Origin of the sequence: Paraburkholderia sp. SIMBA_030 (assembly GCF_046535245.1) — a bacterium.
In the GTDB taxonomy this organism is placed as follows: domain Bacteria; phylum Pseudomonadota; class Gammaproteobacteria; order Burkholderiales; family Burkholderiaceae; genus Paraburkholderia.
Window position 1 is genome coordinate 148,840 of the sequence record NZ_JAWRXB010000015.1, and the last position, 21,880, is coordinate 170,719.

Annotated in this window: 22 protein-coding genes and 2 pseudogenes; 14 read left to right on the forward strand and 10 right to left on the reverse strand. The window is 62.1% G+C overall.

Annotated elements, in window-relative coordinates; all coding sequences use genetic code 11:
* Positions 1–122: 122 nt before the first annotated feature.
* Entirely contained in the window at positions 123–2,390 is a 2,268-nt protein-coding gene (locus tag SB772_RS25325; RefSeq protein ID WP_410835987.1) for a TonB-dependent receptor, read from the forward strand.
* Positions 2,391–2,513: 123 nt separating this feature from the next.
* Positions 2,514–4,004, forward strand: a complete 1,491-nt coding sequence (locus SB772_RS25330; protein ID WP_410835936.1) for a PepSY-associated TM helix domain-containing protein — start codon at positions 2,514–2,516, stop codon at positions 4,002–4,004.
* A gap of 317 nt (positions 4,005–4,321) precedes the next feature.
* Here the strand turns inward: SB772_RS25330 and SB772_RS25335 are convergent, their stop codons facing one another.
* The 5 genes and pseudogenes from SB772_RS25335 to SB772_RS25355 form a co-directional block, all read right to left on the reverse strand.
* The gene (locus tag SB772_RS25335) at positions 4,322–4,519 is read right to left on the reverse strand and encodes a ribbon-helix-helix protein, CopG family (RefSeq protein WP_410835988.1); all 198 of its coding nucleotides are present in this window, start codon (positions 4,517–4,519) and stop codon (positions 4,322–4,324) included.
* Positions 4,520–4,666: 147 nt separating this feature from the next.
* On the reverse strand, positions 4,667–4,894 hold the full coding sequence (locus tag SB772_RS25340) for a hypothetical protein (RefSeq protein WP_410835937.1): 228 nt from the start codon (positions 4,892–4,894) through the stop codon (positions 4,667–4,669).
* 91 nt (positions 4,895–4,985) lie between these two features.
* On the reverse strand, positions 4,986–5,189 hold the full coding sequence (locus tag SB772_RS25345; protein ID WP_410835938.1) for a hypothetical protein: 204 nt from the start codon (positions 5,187–5,189) through the stop codon (positions 4,986–4,988).
* Between the two features lie 70 nt (positions 5,190–5,259).
* Positions 5,260–5,733 (reverse strand): hypothetical protein, encoded by a 474-nt coding sequence (locus tag SB772_RS25350; protein WP_410835989.1) that lies wholly within the window; start codon positions 5,731–5,733, stop codon positions 5,260–5,262.
* A 167-nt stretch (positions 5,734–5,900) separates the two neighbouring features.
* A pseudogene (locus SB772_RS25355) lies at positions 5,901–6,080 on the reverse strand (DUF1275 domain-containing protein); the annotation flags it as partial.
* Between the two features lie 356 nt (positions 6,081–6,436).
* Between SB772_RS25355 and hyfB the strand changes: the two are divergent.
* The 11 genes from hyfB (at position 6,437) to SB772_RS25410 (ending at position 16,999) form a co-directional block, all read left to right on the forward strand.
* A complete protein-coding gene (gene hyfB / locus SB772_RS25360; protein WP_410835939.1) occupies positions 6,437–8,446 on the forward strand; it encodes a hydrogenase 4 subunit B in 2,010 nt (669 codons plus the stop codon).
* The gene (locus SB772_RS25365) at positions 8,443–9,393 is read left to right on the forward strand and encodes a respiratory chain complex I subunit 1 family protein (protein WP_410835940.1); all 951 of its coding nucleotides are present in this window, start codon (positions 8,443–8,445) and stop codon (positions 9,391–9,393) included. Before hyfB ends, SB772_RS25365 begins: the two co-directional genes overlap by 4 nt.
* Positions 9,394–10,053, forward strand: a complete 660-nt coding sequence (locus SB772_RS25370; RefSeq protein WP_410835941.1) for a formate hydrogenlyase — start codon at positions 9,394–9,396, stop codon at positions 10,051–10,053. It begins immediately after the preceding gene.
* Positions 10,046–11,506, forward strand: coding sequence for a hydrogenase 4 subunit F (locus SB772_RS25375; protein ID WP_410835942.1), 1,461 nt, complete (start codon positions 10,046–10,048; stop codon positions 11,504–11,506). The genes SB772_RS25370 and SB772_RS25375 overlap by 8 nt, the downstream gene beginning before the upstream one ends.
* A 3-nt stretch (positions 11,507–11,509) precedes the next feature.
* A complete protein-coding gene (locus tag SB772_RS25380) occupies positions 11,510–13,066 on the forward strand; it encodes an NADH-quinone oxidoreductase subunit C (protein WP_410835943.1) in 1,557 nt (518 codons plus the stop codon).
* A complete protein-coding gene (locus tag SB772_RS25385) occupies positions 13,066–13,602 on the forward strand; it encodes an NADH-quinone oxidoreductase subunit B family protein (protein WP_410835944.1) in 537 nt (178 codons plus the stop codon). The genes SB772_RS25380 and SB772_RS25385 overlap by 1 nt, the downstream gene beginning before the upstream one ends.
* 94 nt (positions 13,603–13,696) lie before the next feature.
* Positions 13,697–14,029 carry a hypothetical protein gene (locus SB772_RS25390; protein ID WP_410835945.1) on the forward strand — a complete coding sequence of 111 codons (333 nt, stop codon included), beginning with the start codon at positions 13,697–13,699 and terminating at the stop codon, positions 14,027–14,029.
* A 66-nt stretch (positions 14,030–14,095) separates the two neighbouring features.
* Positions 14,096–14,545: a zinc-finger-containing protein gene (locus tag SB772_RS25395; RefSeq protein ID WP_410835946.1), complete on the forward strand. Its 450-nt coding sequence runs from the start codon at positions 14,096–14,098 to the stop codon at positions 14,543–14,545.
* A 76-nt stretch (positions 14,546–14,621) separates the two neighbouring features.
* Positions 14,622–15,074 (forward strand): MarR family winged helix-turn-helix transcriptional regulator, encoded by a 453-nt coding sequence (locus SB772_RS25400; RefSeq protein ID WP_410835947.1) that lies wholly within the window; start codon positions 14,622–14,624, stop codon positions 15,072–15,074.
* Positions 15,075–15,087: 13 nt separating this feature from the next.
* Positions 15,088–15,651 (forward strand): isochorismatase family protein, encoded by a 564-nt coding sequence (locus SB772_RS25405; protein WP_410835948.1) that lies wholly within the window; start codon positions 15,088–15,090, stop codon positions 15,649–15,651.
* Between the two features lie 52 nt (positions 15,652–15,703).
* Positions 15,704–16,999 carry an MFS transporter gene (locus SB772_RS25410; RefSeq protein ID WP_410835949.1) on the forward strand — a complete coding sequence of 432 codons (1,296 nt, stop codon included), beginning with the start codon at positions 15,704–15,706 and terminating at the stop codon, positions 16,997–16,999.
* Here the strand turns inward: SB772_RS25410 and SB772_RS25415 are convergent.
* The 4 genes and pseudogenes from SB772_RS25415 to SB772_RS25430 form a co-directional block, all read right to left on the reverse strand.
* Complete coding sequence (locus SB772_RS25415; RefSeq protein ID WP_410835950.1) at positions 16,977–18,500, reverse strand: CoA-acylating methylmalonate-semialdehyde dehydrogenase; 1,524 nt, start codon at positions 18,498–18,500, stop codon at positions 16,977–16,979. The two genes, SB772_RS25410 and SB772_RS25415, sit on opposite strands and share 23 nt — an antisense overlap.
* A 249-nt stretch (positions 18,501–18,749) precedes the next feature.
* Complete coding sequence (locus SB772_RS25420) at positions 18,750–19,829, reverse strand: hypothetical protein (RefSeq protein WP_410835990.1); 1,080 nt, start codon at positions 19,827–19,829, stop codon at positions 18,750–18,752.
* 338 nt (positions 19,830–20,167) lie between these two features.
* Entirely contained in the window at positions 20,168–20,989 is an 822-nt protein-coding gene (locus SB772_RS25425; protein ID WP_410835951.1) for an MFS transporter, read from the reverse strand.
* Between the two features lie 103 nt (positions 20,990–21,092).
* Positions 21,093–21,224: pseudogene (locus tag SB772_RS25430) on the reverse strand (MFS transporter); the annotation flags it as partial.
* On the opposite strand from SB772_RS25430, the gene SB772_RS25435 reads away from it, so the two are divergent.
* On the forward strand, positions 21,196–21,462 hold the full coding sequence (locus SB772_RS25435; protein WP_410835995.1) for a hypothetical protein: 267 nt from the start codon (positions 21,196–21,198) through the stop codon (positions 21,460–21,462). The pseudogene SB772_RS25430 and the gene SB772_RS25435 overlap by 29 nt on opposite strands.
* Before the next feature lies 1 nt (position 21,463).
* Here the strand turns inward: SB772_RS25435 and hpaR are convergent, their stop codons facing one another.
* Complete coding sequence (gene hpaR / locus SB772_RS25440) at positions 21,464–21,871, reverse strand: homoprotocatechuate degradation operon regulator HpaR (protein ID WP_410835991.1); 408 nt, start codon at positions 21,869–21,871, stop codon at positions 21,464–21,466.
* Between the last annotated feature and the right edge of the window lie 9 nt (positions 21,872–21,880).

A 21,880-nucleotide genomic window follows, 5' to 3' on the forward strand; every position in this document is an offset into this window, starting at 1 on the left:
AGGAAACACCCATGCTTAACTTCGCTTTGCGAAAGCTGCCCTCGTTCGTGCGTCAGGGCGGCCGTCACGGCGCGCGTCGTGTCACATTCGGCCTGTCGCCGCTGTCAATCATTCCGGTATGCATGCCGGCGTTTGTCCCGGCCGCCATCCCATCACTCGCTCACGCGGAAAGCGCAACAGCCGACGCCATCCTGCCCTCGGTCACGATCAGCGCCAAAGCGCCCGCTGCTCCGCGGGCCGTCGATCCGAACATGCCGGCCTCGGTCGAAGCCGCGACACCCGAACAGTTCGACAACTGGAACGTCGTCAACACCGAGGACGTGCTGAAGTACATGCCGAATCTCGCGGTACGCAAGCGCTTTATCGGCGACCTGAACTCGATCATCGCCGTGCGCGGCACCAGCAATACGCAAAGCGCACGCGGCCTCGTCTACGCCGACGGGCTGCTGCTCAGCAATCTGCTCGGCAACAGCTATTCATTTCCGCCGCGCTGGTCGATGGTCTTTCCCGACGACATTCAACAGGTCGACGTGCTCTACGGGCCGTTCTCCGCGCTTTATCCGGGCAACTCGCTCGGCGCCACCGTGCTCATCAGCACGCGCATGCCCAAGCGCTTCGAAGCCAGCGCCGACGTCAAAGCCTTCACGCAGCATTTCAGCCTGTTCGGCGTGAATCAGAACTTCAACGGCAGCGAAGCGAGCGCGTCGATCGGTGACCGGATCGGCAAATTCTCCTGGCTGCTCGGCGTGAACCATCTCGATAATACGAGCCAGCCACTGCAATTCGCGACACTCGCGAAGTCGGGCATACCGGCCAAAGCCGGCGATACACCGGTCAGCGGCGCCTACCTCTACAACAACCAGACCAACACGCCGACCGCCGTACTCGGGGTCAACGGCGAAGGCATCGAGCACACGGTGCAGGACCAGTTCAAGCTGAAGATGCAGTACGACTTCACGCCCACGCTGCAAGCCGGCTTTACGCTCGGCTACTGGCATCAGACCTACAACAGCCAGACCTCGACGTTTCTGCGCGACGCCAACGGCAATCCGGTCTACAGCGGTAAGGTCGCGATCGGCGGCTACGAATACACGATTCCCGCCGCCGCGATGGCGCCGGGTCTGGGCCACAGCGAGAACTGGCTATACGGCGTTTCACTGAAAACGCGCAACGCCACCGGCTGGAACGGCGAAGCGCTCGCGTCGTACTACGACATCGGCAACAGCGTGGCGCGCACCGCCAATTCGGGTGCGCCGGGCAACGGTCCCGGCACCGTGATATTCGGCGACGGCACCGGCTGGAAGACGCTCGATCTCAGAACCACCTATACGCCGGCCACACCCGAGGCAGGGTTGGCGAGTCACTGGTTGAGCTTCGGCTATCACTACGACAACTACTTTCTCGAGAACGAAAGCTACAACACGCTGAACTGGCGGGACGGTGCGGCCACCACGTTTGCCAACGCGTTCTCCGGCAAGACGCAGACACAGGCGCTGTACGCGCAGGACGCGTGGCGCTTCCTGCCGCGCTGGAAATTCGTCTACGGCGTGCGCTATGAGGACTGGCAGGCCTATGACGGCTCGCAGGCGCGGGCCGGCACGAGTCTTCCCTATGGCAACGCGAGCGAGCACCACTTCTCGCCGAAGGCGTCGCTGTCGTTCGACGTCACCGACGATCTGACCTTGCGCGCATCGATCGGCCGCGCGTATCGCTTCCCGACAGTCAGCGAACTGTTCCAGGGGCAAATCAACGGCTCGTCGATCGTCAATAACAATCCGAACCTGAAGCCCGAAGACGATCTCTCGAAAGAGCTGACCGCCGAATGGACGCACTGGAGCGGACTATTCCGTTTCTCGCTGTTCCAGGACGACGTGAAGAACACGATCTTCACTCAGACCGATACGACCGTCATCCCTAACGTGATGAACTTCCAGAACATCGGCAAGGTGCGCTCGCGCGGCGCGGAGACCAGTTACCAAGGGCAGGATGTGTTTGTGCGCGGCCTCGATCTATTGGCGAGCGTCGCTTATACGCAATCGAAGATCATCGCGAATGCGCAGAACCCGGCGACGGTCGGCAAGTATTTCTACCGCATTCCGCTGTGGCGCGCCAATATCGCCGCGACGTATCACATCGACGAACGCTCGGCCGTCACGCTCGCCGCGCGCTACTCGGGACGCCAGTACAACACGCTGACCAACACCGATACGAACCCGGATGTATTCGGCGGCACCAGTACGTACACCGTCGCGGATGCCAAATTGACCTTCAGGCCCACGAAGCTGAGTGAACTCGGCGTCGGCGTCGACAACCTGTTCGACGCGCGTTACTTCGTCTACCACCCGTATCCGGGCCGCACCTTTTACGTCGAAGCGAAGTTGCGGATGTGAGCGCGGCGGCGCGCGTATATCCGTGCCTCCGTCCGTTCACGAAGCCCTGCGTGGCCCTGCGTGCAAACACGCGCGCCGCGCAGGGTGATTCGAAAGATCAATGACTGCCCACAGGGGGATCGAATGTCCACCACCACTGTTCAACGCACAGCTGCGCCGGCCAGCAGCGCCAACGCCGGCTATCGCACGCTATGGCGCTGGCACTTTTACGCGGCTCTGTTCGTCATGCCGTTCCTGGTGATACTCGCGATTACCGGAACGCTGTACTGCTTCCAGCCGCAAATCGAGCCGCTGCTTTATCCGCACCGGTTGATCGTCGAACCGCAGGCGACCCCAATGCTGACCCGAGATACGCTGCTGGCGAAGGCACGCGCGGCGATGCCCGCCGACGCAGCGGCGGTTACCGCGGTGATCGCACAAGTGCCAGACCGCAGCGCTGAATTCATCTTCCGCCTCGCCGACGGTGACAAGCAAAGCGTCTACGTGAACCCGTATAGCGGCAAAGTATTGGGCACGCTGAGCGTCGAGCACCGCTTCATGCAGGTGGACCGCATGCTTCACCGCAAGCTGCTGCTCGGCAAGCCCGGCGAACTGCTGATGGAGTTGGCGGCGTGCTGGACGCTCGTGATGATCGGCACCGGCGTCGCGTTGTGGTGGCCGCGCGAAAAGACGACCGCGAGAGACGCGCTGGTGCCGCGTTTCGCACTCAAAGGCCGCGCGCTGTGGAAGAACCTTCACGCGGTGATGGGCATCTGGCTCGCGCTCGGCGCGCTGGCGTTCGTGCTGACCGGCCTGCCCTGGTCGGGTTCGTGGGGCAAGCAATTCAAAGCGCTCGCGACCAGCGCGAATCCAGGTGCGCCCGCGGGCTCATGGGGTGGCTTGCCGCTACGCTCCACGCTGCCCCGCATGCACGCTGATAACGTCGGCGACACGCAGGCATCGACCCAAGGCCAACCCATCCACCACAGGGACAGCGCGCATGAATCGAAAATGGAGTCGATGCCGGGCATGGTGATGGACGACCTGCCTCTGCCTATCACGCCATGGGCCGTCGGCAACGCACCCGTACCGGCATCCGCCGATACGGGTGTGTTGCAAGCGCTGCCGCTCGGGCGGGTCGTCGCGCGGGTCGCGTCGCTCGGCGTGACCCGCGGCTATAACCTCGCGCTGCCCACGTCACTTTCCGGCGTCTATACCGTCTCGTACTTTCCGGACGACCCAAAACAGGAGCGCACGCTGTACATCGACCAATATAGCGGCGCGGTGCTGAAGGATATTCGTTACGGCGACTACGGCGCCGTGTCGAAAGCAGTGTCGTACGGCACGTCGTTGCATATGGGGCGCTATTTCGGCGTCGCCAATCAGATTCTCTGCGCGGCGATTTCGCTCGGACTCGCCGGGATGGCTGCGACCGGCTGCGTGATGTGGTGGAAACGGCGGCCGCAGCGTTCGCTCGGCGCACCGGCACGTGAGCGCTCAGCACCGCCGATGCGCGGCTGGAAGAGTGGCCTCGTGCTGCTCGGCATCGTATTCCCGTTGATGGGCGCCACGCTGCTGGCGGTATGGCTGGCCGACCGGACAATTTTCGGCCGCGCGTCGCGGCAAGCCGCATAACGCGCAGTTTTTCACTGTGAAATCGCGGAGAAAACCCAGCGACGGCCAGAAAGTCGTCGCAGCCTGTACCGTGAAAAGCGCGGGAACGATCGGTCATTGAGATGCGCACGGCGCGGACGGGAAGGACGAGGACGTCGTCGAGCGCCGTGGCGTTTTTTGAGGCTACCTTGATAACACCCTCGACCCGGGTTGCATGAAGTCTTTAAAGGCAGGCCGCAGAAAAGTCAGCCTGAAAGAATACCGGCAAGGCGCCGGCAGTGCGATCGGACGGCGTCGCCTCAACGACGATTGCGTCAAGGACTTGAAACGGGCGTCGCTCAGGCTGTTTTTCGACGCGGACGCGCACCAATGACGTTCTTCGTCTTGTAGGTGACACCGTGCTGCTCAAGGTATTCGCGAATCAGTTGCCGCACCACCTGCGAGGGCGTCAGGTCCTGCGCTGCGCACAGGTTTTCGAACGCCTCCTTCTTCACAGGATCGATCAGAATTGTGAATCGAGCGCTTTTCGTTTCCATGACGGGGGTGAAGTCCAAGTATGATAATCGAATTGTAATACACCGGACGACCCGAGTCATCTTCGTGGCGCCGAACGCCACCGTAAAAACCCATACCAGTGCCCAGCCATTGACCCGCTTGAGCGCATAGCGCACAGAGGCGGCGCCCTAAAGCTCCGCCCTGCTACGCAGAAAATGCTGCCCGGCCGCGGTGATCGACACCCCGCCTCGCCCGTTCGCGGGGACCGATACGAACCCGGCGTTACGCAGTTCCTGCGCGACCGACCAGTTCAGCGCCGGCGCACCGCGGCCATATCGCTGCTGCGCGAGACGCCCGAGAGCGCAGATGGCCGCGTGGGTCAAGCCGCTGCTTTCGTTATCGCTGCCTGCTGTCATCTTCCTTCCTCGATAATTCGTCTGCTTAAAAAGACCGGAAATGCGTGCGCGTCGCCGCCTGAACAAGGCAAATCAAGGCAATTGAATGTGCTTAAGACACCTGCCCATATCGGTTCCAGTTGAATTTCTTGCCGTACTCGATGCGCGTGACTGTCGCATGAAGATTCACCATGTGCCTCGCCGCAAGCACGCGCGCCCGATCGAGCATCGCCGCAAAGGATGGAAGTTCATCCGTTCCTTTCCAGGCAAAAACCGTCACGTTGTGTTCGCTGCCTTCCGACGGCGCCAGAGCCACCGCATTCGCGAAAACGTCCCTAAGCGATCGCAGATAGCGATGAAAATCCGACGTTCCTGCGCGACCGCGCTCAGTGCGTGGAACCTGCGACAACCCGGGCAAAGAAAGCACGTAGCAGTGGATCCCACGTTTCATCCCGCAACGCAATTTCGACCGTATCGAGTCGCCTCATGTCCCGATCCAGATACACCGCGCGAAGCGATTTTGGACGTGGCGGGCCGACAAAGAACTGACCGTCATCGTCCAGAAACAGACACGGCCTTTGCCTGTATCGCGCGCCGGATCGCGAGATCGCGTCCTGGACGTGGCGCGCCGACTCCTTCTGATAGACGAAGATGACATTGACCCCGCATGCTTCCAGGCGGTCGCAGATATCGGCAAACCGGTACAGCATCTGGAATCCGCGTTCGCCCGCCCTGCCCACACCGACGACGATCAATCCGCGACGTCCCATCACGTCCCGCAAAAACAGGTGCGTGTAGTCATGCGACAGCAGCGGCACGCTCGTGTCAATCACGGCGACCTCCCTGCCGAGCGCCGGCATAACCTGTGTATTTGCGCAGACTTGGCGCGACGTGACCAACATGCTTCTTACCCATGGGCGCAATATTATTACCATTTCAGCATAAGTCAATGATAGTTTCATTATCATACTATGCGATACCTCGTCGAAAACGGCCCCTCTCTCACGCCGCTTTCCGCACTTCCCGCCTATCGGTCGAGGCGATAGACCCGCGCACGCAGATCGTCGACGAGAGGTACGATGGCCAGCACGATCAGAACGGCCGCGAGCGGCACCGTCGACGTGTATCCGATGCGCTTGAAGCCCATCGCTCCCGTGATGCCGCCGACAAAGAACATGGCCAGCATCGTCCCGTGTACTTTCAGCTTGCAGCAAGCTGGCCTCGGGGACTCCACGCGCAGGATGAGCCCTGCATTGCCGATGTCCCGAACGAACAAGGCACGCTCTGCGCGCCTGCCGACAGATCATCGCGTGTGGAACCGTATCAATAAAGCTGCTAGGATGATAACTTCATTATCATCAATTGGTAACCGGATGTTGCTTGGCAAAGCGGCTCCATCGTGGAGGAGAACGACGCGCGGGAACGCATTGTTCGAAAGCGCGACCTGTGCCGACATATCGAAGAAATGGCAGGCCACTTCCGGGCGGAGCCGGTTTCGGGATACCCTTCATCCGACGTACTAGCGGTTGAACAAGACATTTGACGGTACCGGAGACAATACCGATGGAACATTTGCTGGTCGTCCATTACGTGCTGCTGGTGGTCGCCGGCTGGTTGGCCGTCGGGGTTCTGGGGCTCGCGAACCTGCACCGCACACGCGTGGTGGCGCATGTTCTGTTTCCACTCGGCGCCGTATTCGGCCTGCTTCTGTGCGGACTGGGCCTCGCGGGCGTTTTCTCGAATCCACAGCAAGCGGTCCTGCCGCTCGGCTTGCCGGACCTGCCGTTTCATCTGCGGCTCGACGGCCTGTCGGCGTATTTCCTCATGGTGCTCGGCGTGGTGAGCACGGGTGTGAGCGCGTTCTCCTCCGGCTATTTCCGCAAGGGCGAGGGCACGCCGCCCGGATTGCTCTGCTTCGAATATCACGTGTGCCTCGCGAGCATGGCGGTGCTGTTGCTGGCAGACGACGCATATTGCTTCATGGTTGCGTGGGAAACGATGACCGTATCGGCCACCTTCCTCGTGATGACCAATCACCGCTTCGCCGAGATCCGCCGGGCAGCCTGGCTCTACTTCCTGATCTCCCACGTCGGGGCGCTGGCGCTCCTGCTGTGCTTCGGCCTGTTGCAGGCCAATACCGGCAACTACACGTTCGCCAACATGCGTCTGCAGCATCTGGACGTGTTCTGGGCATCCGTCGCGTTTGTGCTGGCGCTGTTCGGTTTCGGCACCAAGGCGGGCATTTTCCCGCTGCATGTCTGGCTGCCCGAGGCTCATCCGGCCGCGCCGTCGCCGGTGTCGGCCCTCATGAGCGGGTTCGTCCTGAAGGCCGGCCTCTACGGCGTGCTGCGCACGGTGTTCGATCTGCTGCACGTGCAGATTGCGTGGTGGGGCGTGCTCATGCTGATACTCGGACTCTTCACCGCGCTGTTCGGCGTCGTGTTCAGCGCCATCCAGACGGACATGAAGCGGCTGCTCGCGTACTCGTCGATCGACAACATCGGCCTGATGTTCGTCAGCATGGGGCTGACGATCCTGTTTCGCGCGTACGGGATGAGCGCGCTGGCCGCCTTGTCGCTGACGGCTCTGCTCTACCAGATCGCCAGCCATGCGGCATTCAAGAGCCTGCTGTTTCTCGGCACGGGTTCCGTCCTCCATGCGACCGGCGAGCGCAATCTCGGGCATCTGGGCGGCCTGATCCGTTTCATGCCGTGGACCGCATGGGCCGCCCTCGTCGGCGTGCTTTCCAGTGCGGGGCTGCCGCCGTTGAGCGGCTTCGTCTCCGAGTGGCTGTTGCTGCAAAGCTTTCTGTTTACGCCGGGCTTGCCCGACCCGTTTCTGAACATGGTGGTGCCGGTCGTCGCCGCGCTGATCGCGCTCGTGGCCGCGCTCGCGGGCTACACGATGGTCAAGTTCTTCGGCATCGTCTTTCTCGGCCAGCCCCGCGAGGCGAAGCTACGCGATGCACGGGACGCAAGTCCGTGGGAGCGGGCCGGTTTCGCGTGGCTGGCAGCGATATGCGTGCTGCTTGGACTGTTGCCGGTGCAGTTCGTGGCCATTCTGGATCGCGTCACGCAGATGCTGGTAGGCGCCGGCATCGGCCAGGCGGTCGCGAAAAATGGCTGGCTGCTGCTCGCCCCGACGAGCGCAGACCGGGCCAGCTACATGCCGGCGGTTTTCCTGCTGTTCTTCTTCGCCTGTTGCGGGCTCGCGTGGCTGCTGGTACGCCGTCTTTATCATGGGCGCCTGCGGCGGGCGGCCCCTTGGGCCTGCGGCTTTCCTTTCGTGAATGCGCGCATGCAGGATACGGCAGAAGGGTTCGGGCAGCCGATCCGCGAAATCTTCGCGCCTCTGTTCAGGATCGATCGGCGGCTGCCCTCTCCGTTCGACGAACACCCCGCGTACAGCGTCACCGTGACGGATCGCGCGTGGACCCTGATTTACGAGCCGCTCGAACGGCTGACGAGGCGACTCGCGGCATTGGCCGGACTGCTCCAGACAGGCCGCATCGCAGTCTATCTGATGCACAGCTTTCTCGTGCTGATCGTGCTGCTGATGCTGGTGAGACGATGATCACACTCTCCGGACTGCTCTCCCAGGGGCTGGAGATCCTGCTCGCACTGGCGGCAGCGCCCTTGTTGACGGGCTGGGTCAACATGTGCCGCGCCAGGTTGCAGAACCGCCGGGCGCCGAGCATCTGGCAGCCCTACCGGATACTGCACAAGCTGTTCAACAAGGAGTCGGTCGTCGCCGACCACGCCAGTCCGATATTGCGCGGCGCGCCGTATGTCGTCTGGGCATGCATGACGCTCGCCTGCGCGATCGTACCTACGCTTTCAACCGAGCTTCCCCTGTCGCCGGCCGCGGACGCGATCGCCCTGGTGGGCCTTTTCGCGCTGGCTCGGGTGGCCATCTCACTGGCCGCGATGGACGTCGGCACCGCGTTCGGCACGCTCGGCGCGCGCCGCGAGATGCTGGTCGGCTTCCTCGCGGAGCCTGCCTTGCTGATGGTCCTGTTTTCGGCGTCGCTGATCACGAAGTCGACCTTGCTGACCACCATCGTCGCCACGCTCAGCCATCGCGAACTGGCGATCTACCCGAGCCTCGCGTTCGCGGGGATCGCATTCACGATGGTGTCGCTCGCCGAAAATGCGCGCCTGCCGGTCGACAACCCGACCACGCACCTCGAACTGACGATGATCCACGAGGCGCTGATCCTCGAGTATTCCGGCCGGCATCTCGCGCTGATGGAATGGGCCGCGAGCCTCAAACTGTTCGCGTACTCCTGCATCGGCGTTGCCCTGTTCGTTCCGTGGGGCATCGCGGAGGCCGGCAATCCTGCGGCGCTGCTGCTCGCCATCCCGGCGCTCTTCGTCAAGTTGCTGATGGGCGGCGCGGCGCTCGCGGTCGTCGAGACGACCAACGCGAAGATGCGCATTTTCCGCGTGCCGGAGTTTCTCGCGACAGCGTTCCTGCTGGCCGTCATCGGGATGCTCGTTCACTTCCTGCTGGGGGCGTGAATGCACGGCTTCGCGACACAGATCATCAACTTCCTGGCCGCCATCCTGCTGCTGCTGTCGTTTGCAATGCTCAGCCAGCGCCGGATCCTGTCGTTGATTCACCTCTATACGCTGCAGGGCCTGACACTCGTGTCAGCCAATCTGATTCTGGGATTCGTCACAGCCGACACGCACATCTATATCTCCGCGTTGCTGACGCTGGTGCTCAAGGTCGGCCTGATTCCCTGGATACTTTACAGACTCGTGCGGCGGCTCAACGTCAAAACGGACGTGGAGTCCCTCCTCAATATTCCCGCTACCCTTCTGATCGGCATCGTGCTCGTGATCGTCGCGTTCAATGTCGCGTCGCCGATCAGCCAGCTCGCCTCGTCGGTCGCGCGCGGCACGCTCGGCATCGCCCTCGCCTGCGTGCTTTTGTCGTTCATGATGATGATTACGCGCGCGAAGGCGATCCCTCAGGTGATCGGCTTTCTGTCGATGGAAAATGGTCTGTTTTTTGCCGCCGCCGCGGCAACGAACGGTATGCCGATGATCGTCGAACTCGGCATCGGACTCGATGTGCTGGTAGGCATCCTGATCCTTGGCGTGTTCATGTTCCAGATCCGCGAGCAGTTCGACAGTCTGGACATTCATCACCTTGAAAAACTCAAAGATGACTGAAGCCTGGGTACTGCTGCTGGTTTTCGGAATTCCGCTCTTCGCGGGCATGTGTCTGGCGCTGGTGGGACAGCATCATGTCGCGGCAGAGCTCAACGTCGGCTTCAGTTTCCTGACCTTTGCCGCCGCCATGCTGCTCGCCGTGAAAACCGTGGCGCATGGGCCCGCGTTTGCGCTGGGCAAGCTGTTCTTCGTCGATCCGCTCAACGTGTTTCTGGTCGCGCTGACGGCCTTCGTCGGCTGGACCACGTCGATCTTTTCGAGGCCGTACATGCGCATCGAGCGCGACCGCGGCAAGATGACCGGCCCACGCATGCGCCTCTACCACAGCATGTACCAGCTGTTCATCTTCGCGATGCTGCTCGCGCTGCTCACCAACAACATGGGCATCCTGTGGGTCGCCATGGAAGCCGCCACGCTCGCGACGGTGCTGCTGGTCAGCGTCTATCGCACGGCGGCAAGTCTGGAAGCCGCATGGAAGTATTTCATCCTGTGCGGCGTCGGCATCGCGCAGGCGCTGTTCGGCACGATCCTTCTCTATCTCGCCGCGAGCCGGCAGCTCGGCGGCGGCGAGGCGCTGCTCTGGACCAGTCTGAACGCGGTCAAGGGGAGTCTCGACCCGACCATCATTTCGCTCGCGTTCGTGTTTCTGCTGATCGGCTACGGCACCAAGGTCGGCCTCGTGCCCATGCACAACTGGCTGCCCGATGCCCATGCCGAGGGTCCTACACCGATTTCGGCTGTGCTGTCCGGTCTGCTGCTCAACGTCGCGCTCTATGCGGTACTGCGCTGCAAGGTGCTGGCCGACGGCGCACTCCAGAACGGCCTGCCGGGACACCTGCTGGTCGGCTTCGGATTGGTCTCGGTACTGATCGCCACCTTTTCGCTGTTCCGGCAGAAAGACGTCAAGCGGCTCTTTTCGTATTCGTCGATCGAACACATGGGCCTGATGACGTTCGCCTTCGGGATCGGCGGCCCGATTGCGACCTTTGCGGGTCTGCTCCACATGACGGTGCATTCGCTGGTGAAGTCGGCGATCTTCTTCACCGTCGGGCATGCGGCCCAAAAGGCCGGCACCCAGGCGATCGACGACATCCGCGGCTTGTTACGCGTGAGCCCAACCGTGGGATGGGGCATGATGCTCGGCGCGCTCGCGATTCTGGGCATACCGCCATTCGGCGTCTTCGCGAGCGAGTTCCTGATTCTGACGACCGCGATGAGCAAACTCCCGTGGGCCACGCCCTTCCTGTTGCTCGCGCTTGCCGTGGCGTTCGCGGCCATCTTCGTGCGCGTGCAGGGCATGGTGTTCGGCGACACGACGGCCAAAGTGCTCGAACACCCGCCGGCGTTGCTGCCCGTGTTCGTCCATCTCGGCGTCGGGTTGATGCTGGGACTCTACATTCCGCCTTATCTTGCGACGTGGTATCGGCAGGCGGCGGCCATGATCGCGGGGTGACACATGCGTATCGAGGCATTCGGGTTTCCCAGGCTGGTTCGCCTGTCCGTGTTTGCGGGCAGGTCTTCGGCGTTTCTCGCACAGGTCGATCATGACACGTGGACCCGCACCGCCGGCACGGTGCGCGAAGCGGGTGGCCGCCTGATCTCCGTGTGGGGTGCCGAAGAGGCGCCAGGCACATTCGCGATCTCCGCCGCATATGCACTGGAAGACGGCATCTTGTGGCTACAGTCGCCCGCAGGCGATATGCATGCGAACGGATACCCGGACCTGTCGACCGTTTTTCCATGTGCGACGCGCATGCAACGCGCCGTCTACGATCTGCTGGGACTGCGTGCAATCGGCGCCGAAGATACGAGGCCGTGGCTGAACCACGGTAACTGGCCTGCCGACTACTATCCGCTGCAGAAGCTGTCTTCCGGGGCCGAGCGGTTCGAATCGCAGGAAGCGGACTATCCGTTCGTGCCGGTCGCCGGGGACGGCGTCCACGAGATCGCCGTGGGTCCGATCCATGCCGGCGTGATCGAGCCGGGACACTTCCGCTTTTCGGTCGTCGGTGAAAAAGTGCTGCGGCTCGAGGAGCGGCTCGGTTACGCGCATCGCGGCATCGAAAAGCTGTTTCAGCAAACGCCTCTGTTGCTCGGGCATCGTCTGGCAGGACGAATCGCCGGGGATTCCACTGTCGCGTTCTCGTGGGCGTACTGCATGGCGGTCGAACGGGCACTCGATGTCCAGATTCCGCCACGCGCGCAGTGGCTGCGCGCGCTGCTGCTCGAGCGTGAGCGCATTGCCAACCACCTCGGCGATCTGGGTGCGCTCGGCAACGATGCCGGGTTCGCCTACGGGCTGGCCGCGTTTTCTCGCCTGAAGGAAGACTGGCTGCGCCTGAACGACCGTGTCTTCGGACACCGCTATCTGATGGATCAGATCGCTCCAGGTGGCGTGGCAACGGAGATCGATCCACATTTCGTCGCTGCAATAGAGTCGCAGTGCGAGCAGATCGACGCGCAGGTCCGCGTGATGCAGCGTATCTACGACGATCAATCGGGACTGCAGGATCGCTTCGCGGGCTCAGGGATACTCTCCGCCAGCGTGGCGGAGCACTTCGATGTGTGCGGGCTGGCCGCGCGTGCCAGCGGGCGGAAAATCGACGTGCGGGTCGATCATCCTTACGCGCCCTACCATGAGGTTCAGGTGCAGATGGTCAGCGACGAACGGGGTGACGTGGCGGCCCGCGTCGCGGTCCGTTTCGGCGAGGTTTACGAGTCCATCCGGCTGATCCGCGCCCTGCTCACGGATCTGCCGGACGGCGCGATTGCCGCCGGGATTGAACGCGGAAATTCGCCGTCCTATGGCGTGGGCTGGATCGAGGGCTGGCGGGGCGACGTGTTCGTCGCGATCGAGAGCGGCGCCGACGGGACTATTGCGCGCTGCCACTGCCATGACCCGTCGTGGCAGAACTGGCCAGCCCTGGAGCACGCGATCATCGGCAATATCGTTCCCGATTTTCCGCTGATCAATAAGTCGTTCAACCTGAACTACGCGGGACACGACCTGTAATGTGGCAACTTCTCAAACAGATCGCGACGACCGGCACGCCGACTCTGCGCGTGCCCGAGGGCGATGACGCATGGCGGGCCGAAGGCCACCGGATCCAGCAGGACATACTCGACGTGCTCGGCCGGGCGCTGTGCATTCGCGAGGTCGATGCGGGCTCCTGCAACGGCTGCGAACTGGAAATCCATGCGCTCAACAATCCGTACTACAACATCGAGGGTCTGGGTATCCGGTTCGTCGCGAGCCCCCGCCATGCCGACATGCTGCTGGTCACCGGCCCGCTCACGCTGAACATGCAGGAAGCGGTATTGCAGGCCTACGAGGCAACGCCGCATCCGAAGCTGGTGGTCGCCGCCGGCGAGTGCGCCTGCACGGGCGGTATTTTCAAGGACAGTTACGCCGTGCGCGGGCCGCTATCGAATCTGCTGCCGGTCGACGTGACGATCCCGGGCTGCCCGCCGCCTCCCATCGATATCCTGAGGGGCATTCTTGCAGCGCTTCGTACGAAGCACACACCGGACCGACAACCGCCCACCTGATTCTGGCGTCATGGGTTGCTGAACCTCGATCACCGTCAACTCATGCTTTACTCAATACGCGTTCGTTCACCGAGCGTCCTCACGAAAATCTGAAATGACGCCCGTCAAGTTCATTCTCCGCTACACCGCAGTGCCGTTGATGGCGATCATCGCCGTTGTCTTCTGGACCACTCAACACTCATCCGTTGAAATCGACGCGCGACAGTACGCTGCGCTGTCGGCAGCCTATGCGAGCTTTCCCGCGGAGCTCAGGCGCGATGTTGCGCAAGCCATGAAATCGGGGAAATTGAGCAAATGGGATTATTCGTCGCTGGTACGGGAATCGCTCGACGACGGCATTACGCTCGACTGGCCTGCTGACGAAGGCATAAACGTCACGACAGAACGTGCCAGGCTCGCCACGCTGGTCAGAACAGACGGGCTCTGATGCTTGCTGTCCTCGCCGGCGGCTGTTTTGATATATTGATCGTTCCACTCTCGATTTCCCCTCCAGATGCGCGTTGGCCGTCCTGTCAAAGCCCTTCCCCAACCGATCTGCAACTATTGCGGCGCGAAGGCCGTGCTCGTCAGACCAGATGAGGACGCCTATCCATACCGCGAAGACCACGGGCCGCTCTGGATTTGCGCGCCATGCGAAGCGTGGATCGGCATTTTCGCGCGCAGCACACGCAATCTGCCGCTCGGGCGGCTCGCGAATGCCGAGCTACGCGAATGGAAAGCCAGACTGCACGCGGCGCTCGAACCGATGGTCGAAGCGAAGGTGCGCCGCGACGGCTGCAACACGTTCGAGGCGCGTTCCAAAGGCTACAAGTGGCTCGCGGACAGACTGAAAATCGACGAAAAGAAGTGCCACATCCATCTGCTCGACGTCGACCAATGCAAGGCGGCCATCGAGATCATCGAAAGCTTCGAGCGCGAACGGCGCTCCGGTGAACGCCGGTAAGGACGATCGCCGCCAGCTTGACCATCTCCATTTATGAAGGTAACCTTCGCAGGTCACCTTCATATTTCGAGACGGCATGACCAGCAACAAGCTACCGCCCGACCCCCAAGCCGCGCACGCAATGGCGGAAGACCTTCGCGTTCTCGTCGGCAAACTGCGCCGCCGGCTGCGTGAGGAAGCGCATGTAGGCGATTTCACGCCGTCGCAGGTGCAGGCTCTCGGTCTGCTGGAGCGCGACGGCCCGGCAACGGTCACCGCGCTCGCGCGAGCCCAGGGCATGCGCCCGCAGTCAATGGGCGAGACGCTGTCGGTTCTGAAAGCGGCCGGCCTCGTCAGCGGCGCGCCCGACCCGAACGACGGGCGGCAAACCGTTCTCTCGCTCACTCCCGCTTTTCGCAAGAAGGTCAAGGCAAGCCGCGCGGCCCGCGAAGACTGGCTATTCCGCACAATCCAGACCCGCTTTACGCCAGCCGAGCAGCAACAACTCGCAACCGGCGTCGAATTGCTCAAACGCCTCGCCGATTCATAACCAGGAGCATTCCATGGCACTGACAACACTCGACGCAACCACCGCACTGGTCGTCATCGATTTGCAGCAAGGCATTGTTGCGCTGCCCACCGCCCATCCCACCGGCGAAATCGTGAAGCGTGCCGCCGTCCTGGCCGATGCCTTTCGCCGCCACGGCATGCCGGTGGTGCTCGTCAACGTCGCGGGCGGTGCGCCGGGCCGCGCGGAACAGGCGCGCAACCGCGGCGAGTTTCCCGCCGGCTTTGCGGATCTGGTGCCCGAACTGAACCAGCAGCCTTCGGATCATCTGGTGACCAAGCGGACCTGGGGCGCGTTCACGAACACGGACCTCGAAGCCTGGCTGCGCGAGCAAGGCGTCACGCAAGTGGTGCTCGCCGGCGTATCGACCAGCATCGGAGTCGAATCGACCGCGCGTTACGCACACGAACTCGGCTTCAACGTCACGTTCGCGCTCGACGCAATGACCGATCTGCACCTCGACGCTCACACCAACAGCATCGCGCGAATCTTCCCGCGGCTCGGCGAAACCGGCACGACGCAGGAAATCCTCGACCTGCTCGACAGCACGCGCGTATGAGCGTTCGTTCGTACAACTGCGCGACACGGCGCGCTCGTACGGGAATGACGCGGTGAGCGGCACGTTCCGTTCGCTGCGCAATTTCAATTACCGGGTCTGGGCGAGCGGCGCGATCGTCTCCAACATCGGTACGTGGATGCAGCGCACGGCGCAGGACTGGCTCGTGCTCACGGAACTCACGCATCACAATGCGACGTCCGTGGGTATCGTCATGTCGCTGCAGTTCGGGCCGCAAATGCTGTTGCTGCCGCTGACCGGCTATGCGGCCGATCACTTCGACCGCCGCAAGCTGCTGTTCGCCACCCAGGCTGCAATGGGCACGCTGGCTCTGGGCCTCGGGATGCTCACCGTCACCGGTATCGTGCAGTTGTGGCAGGTTTATGTGTTCGCGTTGCTGCTCGGCTGCGTCACCGCATTCGATTCACCGGCGCGTCAGACCTTTGTCTCCGATCTGGTCGGAGAAAGCGATCTGTCGAATGCGGTTGCGCTGAACTCCACGTCGTTTAACGCCGCGCGCATGATCGGGCCGGCCGTCGCGGGCCTGCTCATTGCCTCGGTGGGCAGCGGCTGGGTGTTCCTGATCAATGCGATCTCGTTCGTCGCCGTGCTCGGTTCGCTGCGCATGCTGCGCACCAGCGAACTGCAACTGAAGCCTCGCGCGATACGCACGCGCGGCAGCTTCATGGAAGGTTTCAAGTATGTGTGGAAGCGTCCCGATCTGAAGGCTGCGTTGCTGATGCTGTTTCTGATCGGCACGTTCGGGCTGAACTTTCCGATCTTCATCTCGACGATGTCCGTCACCGCATTTCATGCGGGCGCGAGTCAATACGGGGTGCTGAGCTCGGCCATGGCGATCGGCTCCGTCACCGGTGCGCTGCTCGCCGCGCGCCGAGCAAAACCCCGCATGGCGATTCTGCTCGGCGCTGCGGCGGTATTCGGGGCCGGCTGTACGGTTGCCGCGGTCATGCCGAACTACGTGCTCTTCGGCATCGCGCTAGTCGCGATCGGCGTGTCTACGCAAACGTTCACCACCTCGACGAACAGTCTCGTGCAACTCTCCACGGAGCCCGCGATGCGTGGCCGGGTGATCGCGATTCTGCTGGCCATCGCGTTAGGCGGGACGCCGCTCGGCGCGCCGATCGTCGGCTGGGTCGCCGACCGGTTCGGCCCGCGTTGGGCACTCGGCGTCGGCGCCGCGTCGGGGTTTGCGGCGGCAGTCGTCGGCGTGGTCTACCTGATCAGGTATCGCCAGTTGCGCGTGTATGTCGAGAGTGGCCGTCTGCGCTACAGCATCGACGAGCCACATCAGGCAACGCCTTATGCGGTTACTTCGCCACCGGCATCGTAAATTCAGCGCCCTTGGCGATGCTGTCCGGCCAGCGCTGCATGATGCTCTTGTAGCGCGTGTAAAAACGCACGCCTTCTTCGCCGTAAGCGTGGTGATCGCCGAACAGCGAACGCTTCCAGCCGCCGAACGAGTGCCATGCCATCGGCACCGGAATCGGCACGTTGATGCCGACCATGCCCACCTGAATCTGCCGCCCGAATGCGCGCGCCACGCCGCCATCCGACGTGAACAGCGATACGCCATTGCCGAACTCATGCGCGTTGATCAACTCGACCGCGCTCGCGAAATCGGGCACACGTACCACTGCCAGCACCGGTCCGAAGATCTCTTCCTTGTAGATCTTCATGTCCGTGCCGACCTGGTCGAACAGCGTGCCGCCGATAAAGAAGCCGTCTTCACCCGCCACCGGATGCGCGCGGCCATCGACGATCAGCTTCGCGCCTTGCGCCTCGCCCGACGCGATATAACCCGCCACCTTGGCCTTATGTTCGGCGGTAACCAACGGCCCCATTTCGGCGTCGAGGTTCTCGCCGTTCTTGATCACCAGCGACTTCACGCGCGGCACCAGACGCTCGATCAGTTCATCGGCGACATGGCCCACCGCCACCGCCACCGAAATCGCCATGCAACGCTCGCCGGCCGAGCCGTAAGCAGCGCCGATCAATGCATCGACTGCCTGGTCGAGATCGGCGTCCGGCATCACCACCAGGTGATTCTTCGCGCCGCCCAGAGCCTGCACGCGCTTGCCGCGCTTCGATGCTTCCGTATAGATGTATTCGGCGATCGGCGTGGAGCCGACAAACGACAGCGCCGCGACGTCCGGATGCTCGATCAGCGCATCCACCGCCACCTTGTCGCCGTTCACGACGTTGAACACGCCATCGGGCAGACCGGCCTCCTTCAGCAGTTCGGCGAGCCGCAGCGACGCCGACGGATCGCGCTCCGACGGCTTCAGCACGAACGTGTTGCCGCAAGCAAGCGCGACCGGGAACATCCACATCGGCACCATCACCGGGAAGTTGAACGGCGTAATGCCGGCGACCACGCCGAGCGGTTGGCGCAGATTCCAGTTGTCGATGCCGCCGCCGATCTGGTCGGTGAAATCGGTCTTCAGCAGATTCGGAATGCCGCACGCAAACTCGACGACTTCGATGCCGCGCACCACTTCGCCTTGCGCGTCCGTGAACACCTTGCCGTGTTCGCGCGTAATCAGCAGCGCGAGTTCGTCGTGATGCTTGTTCAACAGTTCCTTGAACTTGAACAGAATGCGGGCGCGCTTGATCGGCGCCGTTTCGCTCCACGCGGGAAAGGCAGCCTTCGCGGCCTTGACCGCGGCGTCCACTTCTTCGACCGAAGCGAGCGCGACCGAGCCGGTCACCTTGCCGGTGGCAGGATTGAACACGTCCTTGAAGCGGCCGCTAGTGGCCGCAGCCGGCGCGCCGCCGATGAAATGGCCCAACTGCTGCACCGACAGATTCGCTTGTTCGTTCACTGCATTCATCTGGTTACCTCGGGTTCTGGATGGTCCGGTACGAATGACCACCGGGCCGTAAGCAAAAAATCAGGCTGCGTTGCGCAGCACATGGACGGAGGTCCGCTCATCGGCAGGCTCCATGAAGACCTCCCAACTGTATCGACGGCGCCGGTTATATTCCCGATACAGCACAATAAAACCGCACCTCACTGTATTGTTTTTTGCGTTACAACTGTATTGGAAAATGCGGCGCGGCGCCCAGTTCTTTGCCAACGCTCAGCGCCATTGCCCGGTCAATTCGTTGGCAAGCACCATCTTCTCGCGAGCCAGTTCGATGTGGTTCGGCGACGCCCCGCCTTGCGATGCCATGAACTTCAGCGCGGCGGAATGAACGGCCCGCATCGACCGGCCGTCGACCCCGGCCATGCGCCCCGCACTTCGCGCGGTCTCTTCGACAAGGTCGCGTGCGCCGCTGAAATCCGGCGACAATCCGCTCTGCGCCTGGAACGCGGCGCGCATTTCGGCCGCGTATTCGCGAGAGTGCCCAAGCCGGTCAACGTCGATCACCAGATCGACGCCATCAGACAAACGCGACGCGCAGAGAATCCACAGCGCAATGAACGCCCGATACGCGTTGTTGCCTTCAGCCGTGCGCGCATACTGCTCGCACGCCATTGCGTAGGCGTCGTCCGAAGTGGGTTGCGCAGGCGGCAAGCTCACACCGCATGCTTCGATCGCCTGCCTGACCACGGGCTCCGATTGATTGAGGCCCAGGACGCGAAATGGCGCGGCGACAAAGAACGGATTGCTCCACTGCTGATTGAGCAGCCACCCCGATGCAAACTGCGATGCGGGATTTCGCAGCACGGCCGCGTGCATGGCTTGCGGAAACGCGCGCCTGAGCCAGGGCAAGCGGCCGGACGAGCGGCAAAACTTGAAACCCGGCACCTTGCCTTGCGCGACCGACAGCTCGCACAGACGCCGCAAATAAGCCTGCAATGCGGGGAATTCCGCGTCGGGTGCGCTTGCGAAACGATCGGTGCCGAAACGTTTCCCGTACCCAGGCACACCGCGAGCGCTCTCTTGCAGAAGTGGCCGGTACTCTTCGAAGTAAGGCGCGGTAAGCGGTGGATGTCCCGAAGTCAGTGTGGGACGGCAGGCCGAAACATCGGTGAGACCCAAATCGGCCAGTACATTGCTCAGCGGCTCATAGAATCCGCTTACGGAATCCAGCGCCCGCAGACGCGACCAGATCCAGGTTCCCGCGCTGCGCCAGCCCGTATGCAAGAAAATTCCCTGTTTCAAGCCATTTTGTAGCGTGGCGGCATGCGGCTGAGGAGCCGGATCATTCGACATATGAGTTTGGCCGTTAGCGACGCTCGACGAGCCGCTCGACGGACCGTGCGACACAGGCATGGGTCTTCTCTTCAAATGAAAGCAACAACGAAACGATGGACGGCAGGTGCTGCGCGCTCTACGCTGTTCAAGCGCACACTTTAGCGGGTTGAGCCGTAGACTTCGTTACGGAAGATTTCAACTGACCAGCGATGACGTTCATTCTGGAACAGCGCATGTAAACGCCTTAAGCTGACGACGGCTGATTGGCGATGCAAATGTCGAGCGGGAGCACGAATCGGCAACGCGGTGCAAAACTCTTGCTATAGGCGCCGCGTTTGCTCACACGGCAAGATCAGTCACATTTCCCTTCTGGGCTCAGGGTCTATACAGGCCAATCCCCTGATGCCTCTCGAAAGCAAAAGCAATGCCCCGGACGCAGTGAACCCGATCAGGCATAAAAGCAATGTGCCTCTCGCTCCGAGAACCGAGCTGGCAGCTAGTCCTCCGAGCAGTGCGCCTATTGGGTCGGCCCCCCAGCTAACAAACCTCACTGTCGCGGTCACGCGAGACAGGTGACGGTTTTCAATCATTGTTTGGCGCAGAGTCTGCTCGACGATGACGTGCACGACGATCGCGAAGTCCCATGCCGCGATGCTGGCCGCAATAACCGCGGCTCGATACGGGAAAGGAAGCTGTTCCGCCAACAGGATGGGAACACCCAGTGGTCCGATGATTAACAGAGAACCGACGAGCGTGGTGCGTGGACCAAGCGCTTCGACGAGCTTCGGTGCACACAGTGCACCGAGCAGGCCGAAGACCCCGACGACGGACACCATGGTCCCGAACATCGCGGCGCTGAATTCAAGTTGCTTTAGCGCAAAGAAAGTGAACACAGTGAAAAACGCCGTGTGGAAAAGATTGAATGCACCTGCAGCTATTGCGATGAACCGCTGAATTTCATTTTTCCAGAGAAGCCGAACGCCAACGCCGATGTCAGCAAAGTGCGATTGACCCACGTTAGCGGCGGGCAAAACGGGGGGACAGGAGGCACCCTTGAGACTTATCGTGCTGCACAGGTAGAGTGCTGCGGTGAGTACGAACACGGAGGCCGCCGATACCGCCTGTACAAGCCCGCCTGCAATTGCAGGGCCGAGGGCGGCCGCGGTCGAATTGATCACACAAAAGCGCAATGTTCAACTTTCCGATATAAAGCAGAATGGGCACAAGCCCAACTATCAGCAACCGTGCAAGCCCACACCAGAGCAATGTCCTTTTTCGGTCCCAGCGGTCCGCCAATGCACCCGCGGAAAGCCCGAAGAGTAAAGGGGCTGCGGTGCCTGATGCCGCGAGGATTCCAACGTCCGTTGCGTCGGCGTGGAGGGTTGTGATCGCAATCAGCGGCGTGGCGATCATCAGGATCGAACTGGCGGTCGTATTGAGCGTCTCTGAAGCCAGGATGCGAAAAAATGAACTTCTGCTTCCTGCGGATATGTTTTGCATTGCGCGAGCCCGGATTCAGAATGTCGAGTTGGTTATCGGTGTGCGCGGCCGTCAGGCTTCTTGCCGCAAGTTGTCCGCAGCAGCCTCGTTGCACCTGTCATCGGCCTCCACGATTCGCCATCGCGCCCACGCCGGGCGAATGAACCTCTAACTCACTCTTCTTCCTCTTCGAGCCCGGCAAGCAGATCGTCGACCGCGCGATACACGCGCTCGACGATTTCCGGCCCGACCTTGCGCTCCAGCTCGCGATAGTGTGCTTCGAGATCCTTCGAGATCACCCGCACCAGTTCCTCGCTCGTCGGCGTCAACGACACCAGTACGCGGCGCTGGTCTTCCGCAAAACGCGCCTTCGTCACCAGTTCCATGCTCTCCATGCGGGCGAGCACACCGGCCATGCTCGGGCTCGAAATCGTGCAGATATCGGAGATGTGGCGCGGCTCCATCGGGCCGTGCTCGTTGAGCGCGCGAATCACGCGCCACTGCTGTTCTGTCAAGCCGTGCGCGGTAATCAACGGGCGGAAGCGCTCCATCATTTTTTCTCTGGCGCGCAGCAACAGCATCGGCAGATT